Annotated in this window: 19 protein-coding genes and 1 riboswitch; of the genes, 9 read left to right on the top strand and 10 right to left on the bottom strand. The window is 34.9% G+C overall.

All coding sequences use genetic code 11. From position 1 onward, the window contains the following. The first annotated feature begins 3 nt into the window (after window positions 1-3). Both ACFSQ0_RS06625 and guaB read left to right on the top strand, forming a co-directional pair. The gene (locus tag ACFSQ0_RS06625) at window positions 4-1,824 is read left to right on the top strand and encodes a tetratricopeptide repeat-containing sensor histidine kinase (RefSeq protein ID WP_379045928.1); all 1,821 of its coding nucleotides are present in this window, start codon (window positions 4-6) and stop codon (window positions 1,822-1,824) included. Between the two features lie 260 nt (window positions 1,825-2,084). Next, the gene (gene guaB, locus ACFSQ0_RS06620; protein ID WP_379045925.1) at window positions 2,085-3,557 is read left to right on the top strand and encodes an IMP dehydrogenase; all 1,473 of its coding nucleotides are present in this window, start codon (window positions 2,085-2,087) and stop codon (window positions 3,555-3,557) included. A 163-nt stretch (window positions 3,558-3,720) separates the two neighbouring features. Here the strand turns inward: guaB and ACFSQ0_RS06615 are convergent, their stop codons facing one another. Together ACFSQ0_RS06615 and ACFSQ0_RS06610 are read right to left on the bottom strand one after the other, a co-directional pair. After that, complete coding sequence (locus ACFSQ0_RS06615; protein ID WP_379045922.1) at window positions 3,721-4,446, bottom strand: DUF3307 domain-containing protein; 726 nt, start codon at window positions 4,444-4,446, stop codon at window positions 3,721-3,723. Then, window positions 4,443-5,051: a SatD family protein gene (locus tag ACFSQ0_RS06610; protein ID WP_379045919.1), complete on the bottom strand. Its 609-nt coding sequence runs from the start codon at window positions 5,049-5,051 to the stop codon at window positions 4,443-4,445. Before ACFSQ0_RS06610 ends, ACFSQ0_RS06615 begins: the two co-directional genes overlap by 4 nt. A 152-nt stretch (window positions 5,052-5,203) precedes the next feature. Here ACFSQ0_RS06610 and ACFSQ0_RS06605 point away from each other — a divergent pair, with 152 nt between their 5' ends. Next, window positions 5,204-5,581: a DUF423 domain-containing protein gene (locus ACFSQ0_RS06605; protein WP_379045916.1), complete on the top strand. Its 378-nt coding sequence runs from the start codon at window positions 5,204-5,206 to the stop codon at window positions 5,579-5,581. A gap of 57 nt (window positions 5,582-5,638) precedes the next feature. On the opposite strand, the gene ACFSQ0_RS06600 is transcribed toward ACFSQ0_RS06605, so the two are convergent. From ACFSQ0_RS06600 to ACFSQ0_RS06575, 6 genes are read right to left on the bottom strand one after another with little or no spacing between them, the layout of a single operon-like run. Next, window positions 5,639-6,184 (bottom strand): acyl-CoA thioesterase, encoded by a 546-nt coding sequence (locus ACFSQ0_RS06600; protein WP_379045913.1) that lies wholly within the window; start codon window positions 6,182-6,184, stop codon window positions 5,639-5,641. Window positions 6,185-6,198: 14 nt separating this feature from the next. After that, complete coding sequence (locus ACFSQ0_RS06595; RefSeq protein WP_379045910.1) at window positions 6,199-6,564, bottom strand: 6-phosphogluconate dehydrogenase; 366 nt, start codon at window positions 6,562-6,564, stop codon at window positions 6,199-6,201. 20 nt (window positions 6,565-6,584) lie between these two features. Continuing rightward, window positions 6,585-7,901 carry a DNA recombination protein RmuC gene (gene rmuC / locus ACFSQ0_RS06590; RefSeq protein WP_379045907.1) on the bottom strand — a complete coding sequence of 439 codons (1,317 nt, stop codon included), beginning with the start codon at window positions 7,899-7,901 and terminating at the stop codon, window positions 6,585-6,587. A 6-nt stretch (window positions 7,902-7,907) separates the two neighbouring features. After that, window positions 7,908-8,690, bottom strand: a complete 783-nt coding sequence (locus ACFSQ0_RS06585; RefSeq protein WP_379045904.1) for an ABC transporter ATP-binding protein — start codon at window positions 8,688-8,690, stop codon at window positions 7,908-7,910. Between the two features lie 3 nt (window positions 8,691-8,693). Continuing rightward, window positions 8,694-9,713: an iron chelate uptake ABC transporter family permease subunit gene (locus tag ACFSQ0_RS06580; RefSeq protein ID WP_379045901.1), complete on the bottom strand. Its 1,020-nt coding sequence runs from the start codon at window positions 9,711-9,713 to the stop codon at window positions 8,694-8,696. A gap of 4 nt (window positions 9,714-9,717) precedes the next feature. Then, complete coding sequence (locus ACFSQ0_RS06575) at window positions 9,718-10,866, bottom strand: ABC transporter substrate-binding protein (protein WP_379045898.1); 1,149 nt, start codon at window positions 10,864-10,866, stop codon at window positions 9,718-9,720. 64 nt (window positions 10,867-10,930) lie between these two features. Further along, window positions 10,931-11,136, top strand: a riboswitch (cobalamin riboswitch). A 31-nt stretch (window positions 11,137-11,167) separates the two neighbouring features. Between ACFSQ0_RS06575 and ACFSQ0_RS06570 the strand changes: the two genes are divergently transcribed. Then, the gene (locus ACFSQ0_RS06570; protein WP_379045895.1) at window positions 11,168-12,997 is read left to right on the top strand and encodes a TonB-dependent receptor plug domain-containing protein; all 1,830 of its coding nucleotides are present in this window, start codon (window positions 11,168-11,170) and stop codon (window positions 12,995-12,997) included. Window positions 12,998-13,008: 11 nt separating this feature from the next. Further along, complete coding sequence (locus tag ACFSQ0_RS06565) at window positions 13,009-14,046, top strand: YncE family protein (RefSeq protein ID WP_379045892.1); 1,038 nt, start codon at window positions 13,009-13,011, stop codon at window positions 14,044-14,046. Window positions 14,047-14,160: 114 nt separating this feature from the next. On the opposite strand, the gene ACFSQ0_RS06560 is transcribed toward ACFSQ0_RS06565, so the two are convergent. Then, a complete protein-coding gene (locus ACFSQ0_RS06560) occupies window positions 14,161-15,567 on the bottom strand; it encodes a S41 family peptidase (protein ID WP_379045889.1) in 1,407 nt (468 codons plus the stop codon). Between the two features lie 105 nt (window positions 15,568-15,672). Between ACFSQ0_RS06560 and ACFSQ0_RS06555 the strand changes: the two genes are divergently transcribed. From ACFSQ0_RS06555 to ACFSQ0_RS06540, 4 genes are read left to right on the top strand one after another with little or no spacing between them, the layout of a single operon-like run. Then, complete coding sequence (locus tag ACFSQ0_RS06555; protein ID WP_379045886.1) at window positions 15,673-16,188, top strand: RNA polymerase sigma factor; 516 nt, start codon at window positions 15,673-15,675, stop codon at window positions 16,186-16,188. After that, window positions 16,172-16,621, top strand: a complete 450-nt coding sequence (locus ACFSQ0_RS06550; RefSeq protein ID WP_379045883.1) for a hypothetical protein — start codon at window positions 16,172-16,174, stop codon at window positions 16,619-16,621. Before ACFSQ0_RS06555 ends, ACFSQ0_RS06550 begins: the two co-directional genes overlap by 17 nt. A 6-nt stretch (window positions 16,622-16,627) precedes the next feature. Continuing rightward, window positions 16,628-17,152, top strand: a complete 525-nt coding sequence (locus ACFSQ0_RS06545) for a DUF4252 domain-containing protein (protein ID WP_379045880.1) — start codon at window positions 16,628-16,630, stop codon at window positions 17,150-17,152. Window position 17,153: 1 nt separating this feature from the next. Next, entirely contained in the window at window positions 17,154-17,711 is a 558-nt protein-coding gene (locus ACFSQ0_RS06540; RefSeq protein ID WP_379045877.1) for a DUF4252 domain-containing protein, read from the top strand. A gap of 86 nt (window positions 17,712-17,797) precedes the next feature. Here ACFSQ0_RS06540 and hemN read toward each other — a convergent pair whose 3' ends face one another. After that, window positions 17,798-19,165: an oxygen-independent coproporphyrinogen III oxidase gene (gene hemN, locus ACFSQ0_RS06535; protein ID WP_379045874.1), complete on the bottom strand. Its 1,368-nt coding sequence runs from the start codon at window positions 19,163-19,165 to the stop codon at window positions 17,798-17,800.

The raw sequence follows: 19,165 nt of genomic DNA, 5'->3' as shown, positions 1-19,165 counted from the left end.
CTAATGAAAAACTACAGTGTACGGCTTACTCTATTTTTTTTTGCGCTATTTATATCTGCAAAAGGTATAAGTCAGATTCAAGATTCTAGTAGTTTTTATTTAAACGAAGCAAAAAAAATCTATAAAAACGACTTATATAAATCAGCTTCTTTAATCCAGAAAGCCGAAACATTTTTAGAACGTTTCCCTAATGATAGTTTAAAGGGACTTGCCTGCAAAGTTAGAGGCTCTATAAGTTATATTCGAGGAGACTATGCAGAGTCGTTGAAATATAACCAACAGGCACTCTATATTTTTCAAAAAACTGATGATAAGCAAAATCAGGCGCTAGCTTATAATGGTTTGGGTTTGGTACAGCAGGCTTTGGGAAGGCATCAACAGGCGGTAGATTATTTTAACCAGGCTCGAGATGTTCAAATCAAAGAGAATCCAGCGTTTTCTTTAAATGCAGGAATGTCTTATTTTTATTTAGGCGATTATAAAAAGGCGAGGGAACTTTATCTAGAAACAAAAAGCAATTTAACCAATCCTAATAATCATATTTACCTAAATACACTGAATAGGTTGGCAGAATTAGATTATGTTGAAGGTAAATTAAACCTAGCAGAAACAAAGTATCTTCAAGTACTTAATAACCCATCGGTAACCAATTATGAACGCATTTTTGTACTTCACGGTCTAGCCGAAGTGTACGCCAAGCAAAATAAAATAGATCTTGCTATTGGTACAGCAGAGCAAGCCAAAAGAGAATCAAGCGCCTTGCAAGCAACTTGGGATTTGAAACGCAATACCAAATTATTGGCTAAATTATATCAGAAAACAAAGAATTTGCCAAAAGCCTTAGAAAACTTGACGCTTCATTCACAATTGAGCGATTCGCTCTATAACAAAGAACAAGCACAAATTGTTGGTTTGTTAGAGCTAGATTTAAAAGAAAAAGAGAACCAATTACTACAAGAAAAAAATAAGGCATCTCAAAATCAAATAAAATCGAGAAATAGTTTATTAATCATTGGTGGCCTATTCTTACTGTTGACTTTGTTTTTTATGTTTAAATACAGAAAAATTGGTAAGCAAAGAGCACGGCTTATTACTGAATTGAATCGAAAAAATAAACATTTAAAAGAAATAGATGAGAATAAAAATGTCCTATTCTCAATTGTTTCACATGATATACGTTCACCCATTGCTGCCATGACGCAGTTAATGGATGATACCGTGTTAAGCAGCCTGAGCTATAATGAGAAGGAAGAGGCATTTAAAGAAATACGCTTACAGCTTACTCAAACTTCTCGTATGCTAAATAATTTACTGGTTTGGGCCAATAGTCAGATTAATGGCCAGATAAAAAGCACATTTGAGCCCCTGGATATTCAGAAAGAGATGACAGATGTTTTAAGTGTTTATAAAATTCCTGCAAAATATAAAGAGGTTCATTTAATTCATAATTGTATAGAACAAAAGTCAATTGTAAAAATACAAGTGGCTCAACTTCATGTAATCTTGCATAATATTTTAACAAACGCACTTAAGTATACAAATAAGAAAGGCCGTATTATTATTAATTATGATACTAGCGACAAAGACAAGATCACCCTATCGATATTGAATGAAGGTGAGGAAATGCATCAAGATTTAATTGATTCTATTCAAAACATCAATCATTTAGAGCCTGTTAATGTTAAACCTAGCGCGAATAGCTTTGGTTTAGGATTAAAATTGGTTAAAAAATACGTTCTAGAAAATAACGGAAGTTTAGAAATAATACCCCATAGCTTTACTGGAACAGAAATAAAACTAACTTTTAGTTTAGAAATAAATTAAATTTTTAAAGTTGGTATGAAGCATAGTGTATTTACTATTCTTAAAGACTATTCTATAATTTTCTTTAATTAAATACCGTAAAAAAAAGCCTATTTCTTATTCATTAATATCGTACTTAAATAATAATAAATCAATAGGGCTAGTGTAAAATTAATTTCAGTTTATTCAGGTTGCTGATATTTATTCAGAAAAAAAAAGACATGATTCATTATAAGTAAGCATAATAACGTATTTTTGCATGCAATTAAACTCTAATTGCGATGACTGCACACAACAACAAAATAGTAGGCGAAGGATTAACTTATGATGACGTATTGTTGATACCCGCTTACTCAGAAGTTCTTCCGCGCGAAGTAAGTACCCAATCAAATTTTTCTAAAAATATTCAGGTAAATGTACCTATCGCTTCCGCTGCGATGGATACCGTAACCGAGTCACAAATGGCCATAGCCATGGCTCGTGAAGGCGGTATTGGTGTATTGCATAAAAATATGACCATTGAGCAGCAAGCACTAAAAGTTAGAAAGGTAAAACGCGCAGAAAGCGGAATGATTATAGACCCCGTAACTTTACCACTTTGGGCTACCGTTCGCGATGCAAAAAATCAAATGCGTGAGCATAGTATTGGTGGTATTCCTATAGTGAATGAGGCTAACGAACTTATAGGAATAGTTACCAACCGAGATTTAAGATTCGAGAAAAACCTTGATCGTCCCATAAAGGAGGTGATGACTAGTGAAAATCTAGTAACAGTTGCAGAGGGTACTTCGCTAGAGGATGCCGAGGAAATATTACAACAAAATAAAATAGAAAAATTACCTGTAGTAAATCAGCAAAATAAATTAGCTGGCTTAATCACCTTTAGAGATATCACAAAATTAACCCAAAAACCAATTGCCAATAAAGATAAATACGGGAGGTTACGTGTTGCAGCTGCCATAGGGGTTACACCCGATGCTGTAGATCGTGCAGAAGCTTTGGTAAATGCCGGTGTAGATGCGGTAATTATTGACACGGCCCACGGACATACAAAAGGAGTGGTTGAGGTTTTAAAACAAGTAAAGTCCAAATTCCCTAATTTAGACGTTGTAGTAGGAAATATTGCAACCGCTAGTGCTGCTAAATATTTGGTAGAGGCTGGTGCAGACGGAATTAAGGTAGGTATCGGACCCGGATCTATTTGTACAACTCGAGTTGTAGCAGGAGTAGGTTTTCCACAATTTTCAGCAGTTTTAGAAGTAGCACAAGCCATTAAAGGGTCTGGTATACCGGTAATTGCAGATGGCGGGATACGTTATACAGGGGATATCCCTAAGGCTATTGCAGCAGGAGCAGACTGCGTTATGCTAGGTTCACTTTTAGCCGGTACAAAAGAATCACCAGGAGAAACAATTATTTATGAAGGAAGAAAATATAAATCTTACCGCGGCATGGGCTCTGTAGAAGCCATGCAAAAAGGATCAAAAGATAGATATTTTCAAGATGTTGAAGACGATATAAAAAAATTAGTACCAGAAGGCATTGTAGGTAGAGTACCTTATAAAGGTGAGTTGGTTGAAAGTATGAACCAATTTATTGGAGGTCTTCGCGCAGGTATGGGATATTGTGGTGCAAAAAATATTAACACCTTAAAAGAAGAAGGTAAATTTGTAAAAATCACATCGGCCGGTGTTTTTGAAAGTCATCCGCATGATGTGACCATAACCAAAGAAGCGCCAAACTATTCGCGCTAATCAATATTTACAGAAAGACAATAACCCTAGTTTTTAAATACTGGGGTTTTTTTTGGGTATTCCTGTTTTACTTTAAAACAGGCCGGGCTTTCACTACTCGCTTTGTTTTTTCTTAAAAACAAGAGCTCAAACATGCCGTTCAATCCCTAATACAAAATTACTTTTAAAGTTGAAAAGCTAAAAAATTGCATAGGAGGCCCATTAGTATAGCTATCCCGTAGCTTAATAAAGTGCCTATAAGTATATATTCAGTTAATTTACGGTCTTTAGCTTTCGTAAGATCACTAAATCTGAAAATTGATTTTGCCGCAAGCAAAAACCCTATGCCTTCCCAGTGTTGCGTAATAACAAACAAAAAGACCAAAATCCTTTCGAGCATACCAATATATAAACCGGCTTTATGTAAGCTTTCATCTTTTTTTACCTCCGTTTTAGGTGTGTAATAGGCCAATGCCGTTTTAATGGCAAATGCACACGGGAAACTAAGAAAAAATAGGCCCGTACCATATAACCATAGCACATCAGGCAAAATAAAATCTTCCCAATTAAAAATATCATGTTGATATCCGTAAAGTAATGAAACTAGAAATATAGACACAAAATGTAATGCTTGATCGGTAAAAAACCAAAAGCGCCGATTGTGTTTTTTCTGTAGATATAATTTTAATAGGTCGATTAACCCATGGCTTAAAACCACTAGTAAAATCACATACCAATAACGCCAATGTGCCAGGAAAAGTAAAGACAAACCAGTATGTACCGCCAGGTGCAGATAAAATTTACCCGATTTTATTTTTTTCTTTTCCTTGCTGGCTACCCAGGCATCAGGTTGTAGTAAAAAATCACCTAAAAGATGAGCCAGTAATAATTTTATAAATAGTAAAATCATAGGTTTAAAGCCTTTACTTTTTCTTTAAATAAAGTATCAAATTCTTTTAGAACGCCCCAATGTGAACGCTTAATACGCTCGCTCACTGTATTTTGCTTTATGCCTATTTTCTTGCCCAATTGCTCTTGGTTTAAATCAGGATAAGTGTAAAGAAGGCTCACGATCTCGGCCGTGTTTTTTGTCCATTGTGATACGGGTATTTCGCAAAGTTTAAAACCTATATTAATTTCTGCATCAAATTTTTCGTTTCCCGTGCGAATTGCAAGATTTTGTTTAGAATTTTTAATCTTGTCGAGTAATCTACCAGAACGCAAATAAGCACTTCCTTGTCGGGTTAGCAAGCTATCGCCTTGAAAAGTAATTTCGCCTACTCCTATAGCAATGCGAGTTTGAATTTGACCTATCTCAATTAAGTGTGCTTTTATCTGCAGCGCTATTGCAAAACTATTTTCGGGTTGATCTAATTCAATTTGAAAACTATCTCCGCCAAACAACTCATAGGTTAAATTTAAACGAGTAAATATAGAACTGAGACCGGCTATAAAAAGCTGAGGGTCTTTTAGATCCTGAGAATTTATAATATCGCCTGTTAGTATGGCTACCATAGTTTAAATTTTTATATTCAAATATCGTTAAATTTATTGATATTTATAATTATCATATTTAAATACGATATCTTAAGAATTAGAGCTATACATCAGAAATCTAAAAATACCGTAATTTATAATAAAAAAAGAATAGCTTTGTTTAAAAAAATATGCAGGATATTGTAATTAGTTTTGCTGCCATTATGGGTGGTATAGCAGTACTATTGGGAGCTTTTGGAGCTCATATACTTCAACGTAAACTAAATGTAGACCAGCTTCGTAGTTTAGAAACGGCAATTCGGTATCAAATGTTTCACGCACTAGCACTACTATGGTGCGGTACCAGTTTGTCGTGGGAAGATCGATTTAGTATCGCTCTGGTTTGTTGTTTCGCAGTAGGTATTCTACTTTTTTCAGGAAGTATTTATGGTTTAATATACTTGGGGTATAAACAGAAGCCTAAAAAATTTTTAGGTCCAATTACCCCTTTAGGAGGATTGTTTCTAATAGTAGGGTGGGTTTTGTTGGGATTAGAATATCTTTTATAAGTTCTAACCCAATTAAAAACGGCACTATAAGCCTTTAATAATGGTTACAACCTTTGTTTAAAGTGCTATTTGAACCTTTTCTTCTTTCAATAATTCTAAGTAAGGAGTACTAGAAAAGTGCTGTTCACTAAAGCTTTCTTTATGTTCAGATTTTGTTTTTCGGCGCTGTACTGCGCGCGCAAAACGGCGCAAATCGTTTTCAGTATTTAATCTTAATCCAGGAACTTCAACGCTTTGACCAGCTTCATCTTTAGCTACCATAGTAAAGTAGGATGAATTGCAATGTTTTTTCTGTTGGGTTTTAATATTTTCAGCTTCAACGCGAATACCAATAACCATTGAACTTCTACCTACGTAATTAATAGAAGCACGCATGGTGACCAACTCACCAATTTCAATTGGGTTTAGAAAATTTACCTTATCTACACTTGCCGTCACGCAGTATGCCTCGCTGTGCTTTGAGGCACAAGCAAACGCAATTTGGTCTAATAAATTTAAAATATAGCCTCCATGTATTTTGTTATTAAAATTGGAGTGAGAAGGGAGCATAAGTTCTGAAAAGGTAACTTGAGACTCTTTAATTGTTTTATATCTTGTTTGCATATTTAGTTACTGAATTAACGTCTAAAATGGGGGGAAGATGAGCGTTCAACTTTAGTTACAAAATATTTGGTATCTCCCCAAAATACAAAAGTACCAAATCTTTCTATATAGGTGAGTTTTACATATTCTCCTTGGTAATCTTTAAGTTGTTGAATTACTTCTGTATTTTGATCTAAAACCGAAAACTGAAATATCTGAGCTCCGCTTATGCCTTGACTTATTTCACCTTCCCAAGTTTTTATGATCACTCCACGATTACTGAATTTTATGAGTTCACCCGCTCGTGTACCTTCGCTATAAGGCACAAAATAAATAAAAGCATAGTAGGCTACAGCTAAAACACTAATAACTAAAAGTACAATACTTAATGTTTTCTTCATAAGTTTGAATTTAACGAAAGTTACTGTTTTTCTAATTGTTTATTGGCTTTGGCCCCTAATTTTTTAAGTTTTTCGACCTTTGAAATCAAATTACCTTTTCCTGTTAATTTTTTCATCCCTCGATCGTAAGTTCTTTGTACTGTAGTTATCTGTTGGCCTAATTTATCTAACTCTTCAATTAGTAAATGAAACGAGTCATATAAGGCTCCCGCCCGGGTAGCTATTTCAATTGCGTTTTGTTGCTGCTTTTCGTTTTGCCACATACTATCAATAGTTCTCAGTACAGCTAATAGAGTAGTAGGCGTAACAAGAATGATATTTTTATCAAAGGCTTGACTGTATAGTTGCGGATTTTCTTGACTCGCCAAAGCAAATGCGGCTTCTATAGGGATAAACAATAAAACAAAATCTGGACTTTGTTCTGGGTATAGCTTTTGGTAATTTTTACCGCTTAAGCTTGAAATGTGTTTTTCAACAGACAGCAGGTGTTGTTTAAGTGCAGCTTTTTTTTCAGATTCTTCTTGAGTATTGCAATAGGTTTCATAGGCGGTAAGCGAAACTTTTGAGTCAACTACCATTTTCTTTTCCCCTGGTAAAGCAATTATCACATCGGGGAAGTAGCGCTTGCCGTCATCTGTGGTAAAATGCTGCTGCACGAAATATTCACTGTTTTTTTGCAAGCCGCTTCGCTCTAATACTCGTTCTAAAATCATTTCTCCCCAATTACCTTGCATTTTAGAATTCCCTTTAAGGGCTTGCGTTAGATTTGTAGCCTCTTCGCTTATCCTTATATTTTGCTGATTTAAAAACTGCAGTTGCTTTTCTAGCGCAGTATATTGTTTGGCCGCATTTAGATTACTTTGGTCAACTTTACTCTCAAAGCTCTTGATTTTTTCTTGTAGTGGGTTGAGCAATTGATTGATTTGATCATGATTTTGTTTGGTAAACTTTTCAGATTTTTGCTCTAGAATTTTTTGCGCTAAGTTTTCAAAATCGGTTTTAAATTTTGCTTGTAAATCAGTTAGTTCTGTTTTTTGAGTATTTAATTTTTGCTGTAAACTTTGCTCCATAAAAAGACTCTGGCGCAGGTCTGATTTGGTTTCAAATAATTCCTTCTCAGCCTTCTTGCAATCGGCCTGCAGATCAATAATTTGCTCTTCATATTTGTCTATTCTGTTCTTGTAATTGATCTCTTGATTTTCAAGTTGGGTTTGGTGTTGTTTCACCAAATTTTTTATTTGCCTTTTACTGATTTGATTATACAGTATGAATAGAATTAAAGCACCTAAAAAAAATCCGCTTAAAGCGAAAATGATAATAATAATTTCATTACTCATAGTACATTATTTAATGATAGCATCCTTAATTTTAAAGCTTTTACTGTTCTTGTCAAAATAAATAAGTTCTGAAGGGAACATTTGATTTAAAATATTGCTCTCTATAACTTGATGGGTTTCGTATTGTTTGACGTTGGCTTGATGTACCAGAATAATTTTATCGCACAATTGTAGGGCTAGATCAATCTCATGCGAGGCAAATACAATTGCTTTATTGGTTTTTTTACTTAAAAAACGCAACGTTTTTAAAACAAATACCTTATGATATAAATCAAGATGGGAGGTAGGTTCGTCTAAAATAATGAGCGGCGTGTCTTGAGCAATCGCCCGGGCAAGCATAGCCTTTTGCAGTTGGCCATCGCTTAAATTAGAACACGAAGCACGCTTTTTATGGGCTATGTCGAGCAAATTAAGCGCTTCAATAACTTTTTTTTTGTCTCGGTTTGTAAGGATCCCTAACCAGTTGGTATAGGGCTGTCTTCCTAAAGCCACTAGTTCTTGAACACTCAGATGGGTTGAAAAATCGGTTTTGGTTAATACAATGGCAATTTTCTTAGCTATTTCTAGAGCAGATAATTGGCAAACAGGGGTATTATTAATACTTACCTTTCCTGATTGAGGAGATAAGTTTCCAGACAGCGTTTTTAGTAGAGTAGATTTCCCCGCTCCGTTTTTACCGATAATAGCTACTAGCTCACCTTTGTTGATGTTTAAATCATCTACTTGTGCGATACATTCTTGGTGGTAGCCAATACTAAGGTTTGTTGTGTGTAAAATCGGCTTGCTCATAACTTAAAAACTCATTTTCTTTTTTCGTACCAATAGCCATATTACTACAGGAGCTCCAAAAAGCGAAGTTACTGCATTAATGGGTAAGGTAAATTGAAAACTGGGCATTTGTGCTATTAAGTCACTTATTAGCATTAGCAAACTTCCTAGAATTATACAGGCAGGAAATAAAAATGCGTGATTACTTTGTTTTATGATAAGTCTTGCGAGATGGGGTACTGCCAAGCCAATAAATGCAATGGGCCCGGCAAATGCAGTGATTGAACCTGCTAAAATACTTGTTGCTAAAATAACTAAAATCCTATTTTTTTTAATCTGTGTACCCACACTTTGAGCATAGGCTTCGCCCAATAATAAGGCGTTTAATGGTTTAATGGTAAGTAAGGAAAGCGATAGTCCTATGAACCAACTAGAAGCAAGCCAAATTACCTCTTCCCAGGTTAAATCTCCTAAACTTCCAAATGACCAAAAAATATATTGTTGCAGTTTTTCGGCGTCGCTAAAATAAGAAAGAATACTAACCGCCGCTGCAGTAAAACTCGCAAACATAAGACCAATTATTAAAATAGCCATGGTATCTCGTACCCGCCTGGCTACTACTAATACAGCCAATAAAACCAAAAAGCTTCCTAAACTACTCGCAATGATAATACTCGTGTTGTTAAATAAATTTATGGTTAATAAACCACCCAGAAATTGGCTTCCCAATATAACCAAAGCTACTCCCAAGCTGGCGCCACTGCTTAATCCCAATACATAAGGCCCGGCCAGTGGATTTCTAAATAGGGTTTGCATCAACAATCCGCTTAAAGCTAGACCAGATCCTACTAAAATTGCTGTAATTGCCTTTGGAAGGCGATAAGAAAGTACGATGTATTTCTCGACAGAATCTTCGGCTTGAAAGGAAAGAATTTTGAGTACCTCTTCAAAAGGAATAGCGGCTGAACCAAAACTAATGTTGATCAGGAAGAAAATTATGACGAGTAGAATACCCAAAAAAAGCAAGCGTTTAGGTTTTTGCACAATATTATGGATTTAAAGGCTTAAAAAATGTAAGGTCATAATCGACCAAATTGGGATGAAATATTTTAATCAAATCTTTTAATATTAAATCGGGTCGGTTGGGGCCCAGTTCATAAAACAGCACTCCACCTGTTTCTCCAGTGGTTAAAGCAATACTGTATACTTCTTTATTCTGATACGCGCTAAACTGACTGTAATGTTGATTGCTTTCAATCAAAGCATTGTAGCTTGTAAAACTACCTGGGGAAATCCAAATATCGGCTTCTTGTGCCTTTGCCAAAACTTCTTCTAGCGCCAGAGAAAGGCTTCCGTTTCCTGTGGTTTTTTTATAAACGTAATTGGCGTTAGCGTCTTGAATTAGTTGTGCCTGCCAAGAGTCTCCCGCGGGGGCATACCAAACATCTTTATATAAACTACCGCTAATGACTAAAGGTTTTGAAAGAGCTTTTTTAGCTATTTTCTTGGCATTAAGGTAATTTGATTCAATACGGTTAAAAATAGAATCGGCTTGTTGCTCTTGATTTAATAAAACGCCAAAAAACTTAATCCATTCGGCTTTACCAAGAGGGGTTTCTTCTACCCAGTCTCCGTTATAAATAACAGGGATCCCATTGCGTTCTAAAGTACTGTATGATTTATTGTTGGCATTGATAGCCGAAGCCACAACCGCGTCTGGTTGTGATGCTAATACTAGCTCTGTATTTAACTGATTTTTATTTCCTACTTCTAAAACTTCGCCTCTTTTTATTTTTTCACGTACAGTATGTGAAGAAATATAATTTAAGTTAGGAAAAGCGATGAGCTTGTCTAATTGTTTTAAAGATTCTAGTGCCGGAATATGAGTAGTAGAAGTAACAATTAACCGATTTAAAGAACGTGGTACGAAAGCATCATAGGTTACACTATCTGGAATCTTGGTTTTATTTTTGGCTATAGCATAAATAAAAACTTTTTGAGCTTTTGGCCAAGGTTGACTAACAGATAGTAAAGTGTAATCATCGTATTTGTTTACCGCAAAACCATTGGCATATTTTAATTTTAAAGCTTCGTTATTATTTTGAAGCGGTGGGGCATGAGTAGCTGAAGCGGAAGTTTGTTTTTTACAACTTAATAAGCTTGTAAGAATTAAAACACAAAAAAAGAATTGACGCATAGTTTGAACTTTATGCAAAAGTAATATTATTTCATTTTAACCACACCTCGGTGTAAAAAATGTTTATATTTGCCCAAATTTTGGTTAAAATCGAGATGTCAATCCGATTTTATTAAAAGGGAATTCCGTTAGAATCGGAAGCTGTTCCCGCAACTGTAAGCTTAGTTTTATAACGCTTTGTAAATATTTCTTCAATACCACTGTCTTTATGATGGGAAGGTTTTTTACAAAGACGCAAGCCAGGAGACCTGCCAGAAGTAATTTTTTAAATCAATTTGCTCGGGATAAGCAAGTATAGGTTATGAGGCAATTTTTATTTTTAATATTACTTTTATTTTTTGGTCATACTGTTCACGCGCAAAAGCGAGAATTGCTCGATTCTGTTGTGCTTAAAGCAAGCAATATTAGAACCCAATCTGTAGGCCAAAATATTGTCGAAATCAAAAGTAGTGAGATAAAGAAATACCGACCACAACTCACAGATGTTCTGAATTTTGAAACGCCTATTTTTTTTAAAGAGAATGGCCTAGGTATGGTTTCTTCACCTAGTTTTCGAGGTACAACGGCGCAGCAAACAGCGGTTTTATGGAATGGTATAAACGTAAATTCTACCTTTTTGGGGCAGGTGGACTTTAATACTCTTTCGGCACATGGATATTCCGATATTTTGGTTCGATCTGGTGGTGGTTCGGCGCAACTAGGCTCGGGTGCAATTGGAGGAAGTATCTTACTGCAGAATCAACTTGATTTTGAAAAAGGCCATCAACTCTCCTTAAACTCTTCCTTAGGTAGTTTTGCCACTTTTAACCAAAGTTTAGATTATCAATGGTCTAACCAAAAAATTAGTGCTCAAGTGGGCGGTAATTACGTGCAATCTGAAAATGATTATCCGTTTTTTAATTCTAATGCCAAAAATGAAAATGCAGCTTTTAATCATTTAAATTTTTATTTCAATGCTTCTGTAAAGCTTAATAATTTTCATAAACTTACTTTTTATTCAACTGCATTTAATGGCGAACGACATTTCCCTATTTTAGAATCCACTCAAATCCGAACCAAATATCAGGATGAGAATTATAAAAGCCAACTTGCTTGGGAATATGTAAAAGGTAAATGGAGTGCCAAAGCGCGCAGTGCCTACCTACAAGAAAAGTATACCTATTTTCAAAACATAGAGCGGCCAAATTTAAAAGATCACGGCACCGCCAAATCTTTAGTGAGTATACTTCAAACTGGTTTTAAACCGAATAAAAACTTGTATACAGAGGTTCGTTTAAATTTACGCAAAGATTGGGCAGAAGGTACAGCTATTACTACTGCTTCGCGCGATATTAGTAAGGCTTATTTTTTTCTTAAACAAAATCTTTCAAAAAATTTGATCTATCAAGCTCAAGTAAGCTTGCAGCACACAAAAGATTTTGATATGCCCGTACTTTATCAAATAGGATCTCAATACCAATTGAAAAGAAATCATAGTATAAAAGCTAGTTTTTCAAAAAATTACCGCATACCTACTTTTAACGATTTATTTTGGCCCGGTGCTGGTAATTTAGATTTGAAACCAGAGACCTCAAGACAATTTGAAGCGAGTTATAGTTTTAAACACAAAAGATGGCAATTCGGTTTAACCGGATATAACATTAAAATCAGCGATATGATAAGGTGGTTGCCAGCCGAAGCTGGGGTGTGGAAACCTTTAAATACAAATAAGGTGCGCACGAGAGGGATTGAAGGAAACGCAGCCTATAAAACTACCTTTAAAAAATTTGAATTTCTAATAAAAAGTATCTATGCCTTTACCGAAGCTACTAATTTAGAAACAGGGAATACGCTTATTTATGTTCCTAAGCATAAGTTGACCGTTAAATTAGACCTAATTTATAAAAACTGGAATTTCATTGCTCAAACAATTTATACTGGTAAAGTATATACCCAAACCAATAATAGCCAAGAAACAGCCCTTAAAGCTTATCCTGTTGCCCAGGCCAGTTTGAGTTATAACTCATCAAATACTCTAAATTGGGAGTTAGGGGCACGGGTGCGTAACCTTAGCAATGAAAATTATTTTGTGGTTAATTATAAGCCAATGCCAGGAAGAAATTTTGAAATTTTTTTTAATCTAATTTTATAATTACAAATCTTATGAAACATTTTTTTAAATCTTGGATACTGCTAGTTGCAGTAAGTTTAACTATTATTTCTTGTAATAACGACGACGATAACTCGGGTCTATCTACCCCGCAAGGTAAGTACGACTTGGGCTATATTATTTCAAACGAAGGTAATTTTGGGTCGCCAACTGCTAGTTTAAGTTTTTTAAGTGCCGATTTTGCTACCTTAGAAAATGGTATTTATGCCAACGCCAATAATGGGAATCCTTTAGGTGATGTACTCAATCATTTTACGACTAATGAAGACTTAGCATTTTTAGTACTTAACAATAGCAATAAAATAGAGGTGGTTAACCGATTTACTTTTGAAAAAGTAGCCACGATAAGTGAAGAAATTGAATTACCAAGATTTGCTGCGGCAGATGATAATGTATTGTATATAAGCAACAGCGGTTCACAATCGATTACAGTTTATTCTTTAACTGATTTTAGTTTATTACGAAAAATAGAATTGAACAAGAGTGTAGAGCAATTAGAACTGACAGACAACTATTTATTTGTTCAAAACGCTTCTTTTGGTACAGGAAAAGAAATAACACCAATAAAAGTATCAGACTTTAGTGTGGAGCAGGCCATAAGTTTACCCGATAACATCAAGGCTATAGAAGAGGAAGACGATATTCTTTATGTTTTGCACCAATCAGGGGTAAGTAAGTTTAATATCAATTCAAAACAAAAAATTACTACCATTCCTTTTGCAGATGGTTTCACTGGAGTTTCAAAATTTGATGTTGAAGATAATTTTATTTATTTCATCCAGGGAAGCAGTATCTATAAAAATGCTGCCAATGCCGATATAATGACCGAAACCGCCTTGGTTGATACCAATGCAGATGGAGCAAGTTGGGGTGTTGGTTACGGATTTGCCGTAGAAGAAGATCATATTTTTTATACCGATGTTAATGGTTTTACCGAAAATAGTGATGTGATGATTTACAACCTAGAAGGTGAACTTATTCAAAGTATAACCACAGGAATAGGGGCAAACGGAGTTGAGTTCAACGATTAATAATATCCAGTTCGCTTAAATAACTTTTGCAAGTAAATTATAATGCATAAAAATCCCCTTTTTAGTTTATGGCTAAGAAGGGGATTTTACTTAAATAAGGCAATAAAAAGTTGGTTAAGGGAGTTCTTGAGCGCCAATAAACATCTTATTATAATAGTTTAATTTTTGGTTACTATTATACAAATGTTTTACATCAAATTCTCTAACAATAGGAGTCGGTTTTCCAACACCAGATATATCATCTAAAGCCGCTTTTAAAAGGGGCTCTTGCTCATCTCCTAAAACGCCTAAGTTCCCGAAATCTTCTTCTATAAAAAGCTGTGGTTCTATACCATTAAAATAATCGGTAAAACCGTTTTTATTGATAGATTTTAATACTAAAGGTTGCATAGCGTAACTGTGATTAATAGAAAGATTAGAACCATTTCTGGAATAGTTGTCAGAATCGTATAAGGTAACTGAGCCTTCAAACTTTCCTCTGGTACTGTCGCCAATTTGTATGACGTTGATATAAGGCTTTAACCCACTGATTAATAACTCACTAGCTGATGCCGAATTGGAAGTAGTAAGTACATAAACTTGATTTAAATTAAGACTGTTTATACTTGCACCATTACTAAGTTTGTTGTTGAAAAAACGCGGTACATCTTCAAAATTGCTATTGTAGCGCTGGGTAATAAAAAGTTCTTGATTAAATTGACCGGTAATCATGCTGGCTAAATCATTACACATTTCAATACTTCCTCCTGGATTATATCTTAAATCAATCACCAATTCTTGAATATTAGCGGCTTTAAAATCAGCGAAAGCTGTATTTAGTTCATTTTCAAAGCTGGTAACAAAACCATTATACATAAGATAGCCTACTGGGGTTTGTCCACTATTAATTACTTTACTTATAAAAACAGGATTTTCTGTATACTCAATCATGTTTAGCTCTATTTGCTGGTCTAAACGTTCTAACTGTCCTTGTTTTAACTCTGCCAAGCCAATACTGTAACTATCTTGGTTTAGCAGTTCTTGGTAATTGTTTTCGCTTAAATCAATTCCATTAATCCTGTCAAAAAGCATACCACGGGCAACACCTTTATTGGCAGCGGGAGTATTGGGTAAAACATAGCGTACATATCCAAATACGCGGCTGGTGCCAGAGATTCTTACTAAACCGAATTCCATACCCGTAGTAAGGCTTATATTGTTGAAGCTTTTTTCTAATGCTCTAAAGTCACTAACTATAAAACTAAAGCGATCTCTATTACTCAATAAGCTTTCAAAAAATTGGATAGGATTAGCCTCACCTTCTAAGAATGTGCGGTAACTGGCATTATCATTAAAGTAATTATTGGCCAATTGTGGCACATCTGGCTTATATAGGTAAAATTGATTTAATCCTTTATAAATAAAGTCATTTATCTCTTCACTAGAAGCTGGAATTACTTCGTCGTCTAAATCTGAAAAACAGCTGGTTAAACTTGTGAAGAGGCTTAGTAAAAATAGAGGGATATAAAGGTTTCTTTTCATAGCTAGCTTTAATTTTATGCCTAAAGATAGCTACAAATTAAAAACAAATAGATTTTTGTAACAAAAAATATAGCGAATCGTTACAACTATACAAAGCAAAGTATTTTGAGCGAAAGAGAATTTTTAGAGTTTATTACTGGCGTTAAAGATAAAATGTACCGCCTATCGCTACGCCTATTAATATCAAAGGATGCCGCTCACGATGCTACTCAAGAGGTGATTTTGAAATTGTGGAAAATCAAGACCAAATTAAAAGAGTATCATTCACCTGAAGCTTTTGCAATGACCATGACTAAGAATTATAGTTATGATCAATTAAAGGCTAAACGCAATAATCAAGTGCGCCTAGTGCATACCAACTATGAAGACAACCAACAGAGTTCTTTGCAGCGCCAAATAGAGGCAAAAGATGAACTCAAGCAGGTTCAAAAAATTATTAGTAATCTAAGTGAGCAGGAGCAACTCTTAATTCAATTGCGCGATGTCGAACAATATAGCTATGATGAAATGGAAAAAATAAGCGGTTTAAAGCCTACGGCTATGCGCGTATGTTTATCACGTGCTAGAAAAAAAATAAGAACAGCAATGCTAAAGCAACATGAATATGGAGTTAGAAAATAGGATAGAAGAATTGATTGATAAATATCTAGAAGCCGAAACAAGCCGTGAAGAAGAATCGGTTTTGAAAGCATATTTTAAACAAGAATCGGTTGCGCCACACTTAATTAAATATAAGCCTATTTTTAGCTGGCAGGAGGCGGCAAGGCAAGAGGAATATATAGAGCCATTACCGCAACCTAAGGTAGAGAAAAAGTGGTATTACCGTCAGATAGCAGCGGTGCTTATCATTGGTTTTACGGCGCTGGGAGGCTTTTTTTTCTGGCCACAGCCACAAAAAGAAAAAGTGTCTTATGCTAATCAGAAATTGGCCTACGAAAATTCTAAGGATTTATTGGCTTTGCTGCCTGAAGCGCTCAAAGCTAGTCGAATGAAATTAAATTATATTAAAGTATTGCCAACAACCACAGAAAAAATTATTAAAATTAAAAATTAAAAAACTATGAAAACTAAAATTGTATTTCTATTGGCTTTTTGTCTTTACCCTATCCTAAATTGGGGGCAGGCCAACTTTACCAAGTATGAATCGATGAAAGAGGTAAGCGCCATGGTGATTACCCAGAATATGTTTAAACTGCTATCTGAAATAGACTTAGATACGCAAGATCAAGAAACCCAAGCTTATATTGATTTAATTGAAAATCTTAAGGATATTAAAGTGTTAACCACTAACAATGTAGAAATTGGTACCGATATGAATACCGATTTTAACAGCTATGTTGAATCTAGTCAGGTAGAAGAGCTTATGCGTTTTAAAGAAAAGAGTTTGCAAGTAAAGTTTTATTCTAAACCAGGAAGCAAGGAGGGTTTTGTAAGTGAATTATTAATGCTTATGACCGGGCAAGAAGAGGGTGAGCCCATTACCGTAGTAATGAGCATTCAAGGAGATATAGATTTAAAACAAGTTTCAAAATTAGCCAATGATTTAAAGGTTCCTGGGGCTAAACAATTAAAAAATATCAAATAATATGAAATCAATTTTTCAAATATTCTTTTTACTGATTTTAGGTGTACAATTCAGCGGTTGTAATCAAGAACCCACCTTGCAAAAGTATTTTGTGAACCACCAAAATAATGAGAACTACGTTATGGTAGATTTACCAGCTGGTATGTTTTTAAGCTTTAATGATGAGCTGGCCAATGCAGACCAAGAAGCCATAGAGAGCATAAAAAAAGTTAGCGTTTTAGCTTATCCGTTAAACGGATCTAATACAGCTAATTATGAAAGTGAGGTGGCTGTTTTAAACAAAATACTATCCCAAGAGAAGTATAAATTACTTATGAAAATTGGAAATACTACTAAAGGTATGCGAATTGCTTATTTAGGAGAAGAAAAGGCTATTGATGAGGTGGTGTTTTTTGGTAACGATAGTGACAAGGGATTCATTGTTGCAAGGGTTTTGGGTGAAAAGATGAATGTTGGGGAGCTAATGAAATTGGTTGGAAACTTAGAAAATGGAGATATAAAATTAAATCTTAAACAATTTGAAAGTACACTCAAAAAGCTTGATGAAATCGAATCATAACTTAAATAAGTAATCAATAAAAAAGCCAGTTTTATGCAAAACTGGCTTTTTTTCAAACTAATTAAACAGAAACTTAACTTAAAAAACTATATTGTCATAGAAAATAATTTAGTGTCAGGCTTATTACGTTGCAAACGCCAATCAAAAGCCATACAAGCGTTACGTACAAAGGCTCGGCCTGCCGGGGTGATTTCTAGCTCTTTTCCAGTGATACGAATTAGTCCATCGCTATTCATTTCATCTAGAAGTTGCAAGCTATCGGGTAGTTTTTCAAAATAATCTACTTCATTTTCCCAATTTGTCTTTAATTGACACATAAGGTTTAAGATATGTTTGCGAATTACTAGGTCTTCTTGGTTTAATATATGTCCTTTTACTACGGGTATTATCCCTTCTTCAACCATTGCCTGGTATTTTTCAACGCGTTTCTCATTTTGTGCAAATCCGTACCAACTGTCGCTTATAGAAGATACCCCTAAACCAATCATTAATTGTGTTTTTGAAGCGGTATACCCCATAAAATTGCGGTGCAGTTTATGATTTTGCATTGCCATATACATTGAGTCAGATTTCAGTGCAAAATGATCCATACCAATTTCAATGTATCCAATTTCCTCTAATAAAGCCTTACCTAACTCATACTGCTCTCGTTTAACCGTTGCTTTAGGCAGGTCGTTCTCATTAAAGCCACGCTGTCCATTCCCTTTAATCCATGGCACATGGGCGTAACTATAAAAGGCAATGCGGTCTGGTAATAGTTCTTTGGTTTTCAAAATAGTTTCTTTAACCGCATCGGTACTTTGAAAAGGTAGACCAAAAATAATATCGTGACTTACCGAAGTATAGCCTATTTCGCGCGCCCATTCTGTAACTTTTTTTACGTTTTCAAAAGGTTGTATTCTATTAATAGCCTTTTGTACTCTAAGATTATAATCTTGTACCCCATAGCTAACGCGTCTAAAACCTAAATCATATAAAGTTTGTAAGTGTGCTTTGGTTGTATTGTTAGGATGCCCCTCAAAACTATATTCATAAGTTTCAGCTCGTGAAGCAAGTTTAAAAATACCTTCTATTAGTTGCTTTAAGTTCTCTGGCGAAAAAAAAGTTGGAGTTCCTCCACCTAAATGCAATTCTTTAATAATTGGTTGGGCTGGAAGTAAATTACAATATAAACGCCATTCTTTTAAAACACTTTCTAAGTATGGAGTTTCTACCTCGTGTCTTTTGGTAATTCTTTTATGGCACCCACAAAAAGTGCAGAGTTGTTCACAAAAGGGTAAATGTATATAAATACTGATTCCCTCTTGTGCGTTACTTTCTTTAAAAGATTTTATAAATGTACTTTCCCAGGCTTTAGCAGTAAAACTGGACTCGTCCCAGTAAGGTACGGTAGGATAACTGGTGTATCTTGGGCCGGGAATATTGTATTTTTGTATTAAGCTTTGTGTTTTCAT

It is taken from the genome of Mesonia sediminis (assembly GCF_042684705.1).
GTDB lineage: Bacteria > Bacteroidota > Bacteroidia > Flavobacteriales > Flavobacteriaceae > Mesonia > Mesonia sediminis.
The sequence above is the reverse complement of the archived record's forward strand: the minus strand, read 5'-3'. Positions and strand labels throughout refer to the sequence as shown.

Excerpts from the sequence above, each read along its gene's own strand:
- ACFSQ0_RS06605 (WP_379045916.1), top strand. The coding sequence starts at position 5,204 with ATGCAGGATATTGTAATTAGTTTTGCTGCCATTATGGGTGGTATAGCA.
- ACFSQ0_RS06625 (WP_379045928.1), top strand. The coding sequence starts at position 4 with ATGAAAAACTACAGTGTACGGCTTACTCTATTTTTTTTTGCGCTATTT.
- ACFSQ0_RS06550 (WP_379045883.1), top strand. The coding sequence starts at position 16,172 with ATGGAGTTAGAAAATAGGATAGAAGAATTGATTGATAAATATCTAGAA.
- rmuC (WP_379045907.1), bottom strand. The coding sequence starts at position 7,901 with ATGAGTAATGAAATTATTATTATCATTTTCGCTTTAAGCGGATTTTTT.
- ACFSQ0_RS06610 (WP_379045919.1), bottom strand. The coding sequence starts at position 5,051 with ATGGTAGCCATACTAACAGGCGATATTATAAATTCTCAGGATCTAAAA.
- ACFSQ0_RS06540 (WP_379045877.1), top strand. The coding sequence starts at position 17,154 with ATGAAATCAATTTTTCAAATATTCTTTTTACTGATTTTAGGTGTACAA.
- ACFSQ0_RS06570 (WP_379045895.1), top strand. The coding sequence starts at position 11,168 with ATGAGGCAATTTTTATTTTTAATATTACTTTTATTTTTTGGTCATACT.
- ACFSQ0_RS06615 (WP_379045922.1), bottom strand. The coding sequence starts at position 4,446 with ATGATTTTACTATTTATAAAATTATTACTGGCTCATCTTTTAGGTGAT.
- guaB (WP_379045925.1), top strand. The coding sequence starts at position 2,085 with ATGACTGCACACAACAACAAAATAGTAGGCGAAGGATTAACTTATGAT.
- ACFSQ0_RS06575 (WP_379045898.1), bottom strand. The coding sequence starts at position 10,866 with ATGCGTCAATTCTTTTTTTGTGTTTTAATTCTTACAAGCTTATTAAGT.
- ACFSQ0_RS06545 (WP_379045880.1), top strand. The coding sequence starts at position 16,628 with ATGAAAACTAAAATTGTATTTCTATTGGCTTTTTGTCTTTACCCTATC.
- ACFSQ0_RS06600 (WP_379045913.1), bottom strand. The coding sequence starts at position 6,184 with ATGCAAACAAGATATAAAACAATTAAAGAGTCTCAAGTTACCTTTTCA.
- ACFSQ0_RS06560 (WP_379045889.1), bottom strand. The coding sequence starts at position 15,567 with ATGAAAAGAAACCTTTATATCCCTCTATTTTTACTAAGCCTCTTCACA.
- ACFSQ0_RS06565 (WP_379045892.1), top strand. The coding sequence starts at position 13,009 with ATGAAACATTTTTTTAAATCTTGGATACTGCTAGTTGCAGTAAGTTTA.
- hemN (WP_379045874.1), bottom strand. The coding sequence starts at position 19,165 with ATGAAAACACAAAGCTTAATACAAAAATACAATATTCCCGGCCCAAGA.
- ACFSQ0_RS06595 (WP_379045910.1), bottom strand. The coding sequence starts at position 6,564 with ATGAAGAAAACATTAAGTATTGTACTTTTAGTTATTAGTGTTTTAGCT.
- ACFSQ0_RS06585 (WP_379045904.1), bottom strand. The coding sequence starts at position 8,690 with ATGAGCAAGCCGATTTTACACACAACAAACCTTAGTATTGGCTACCAC.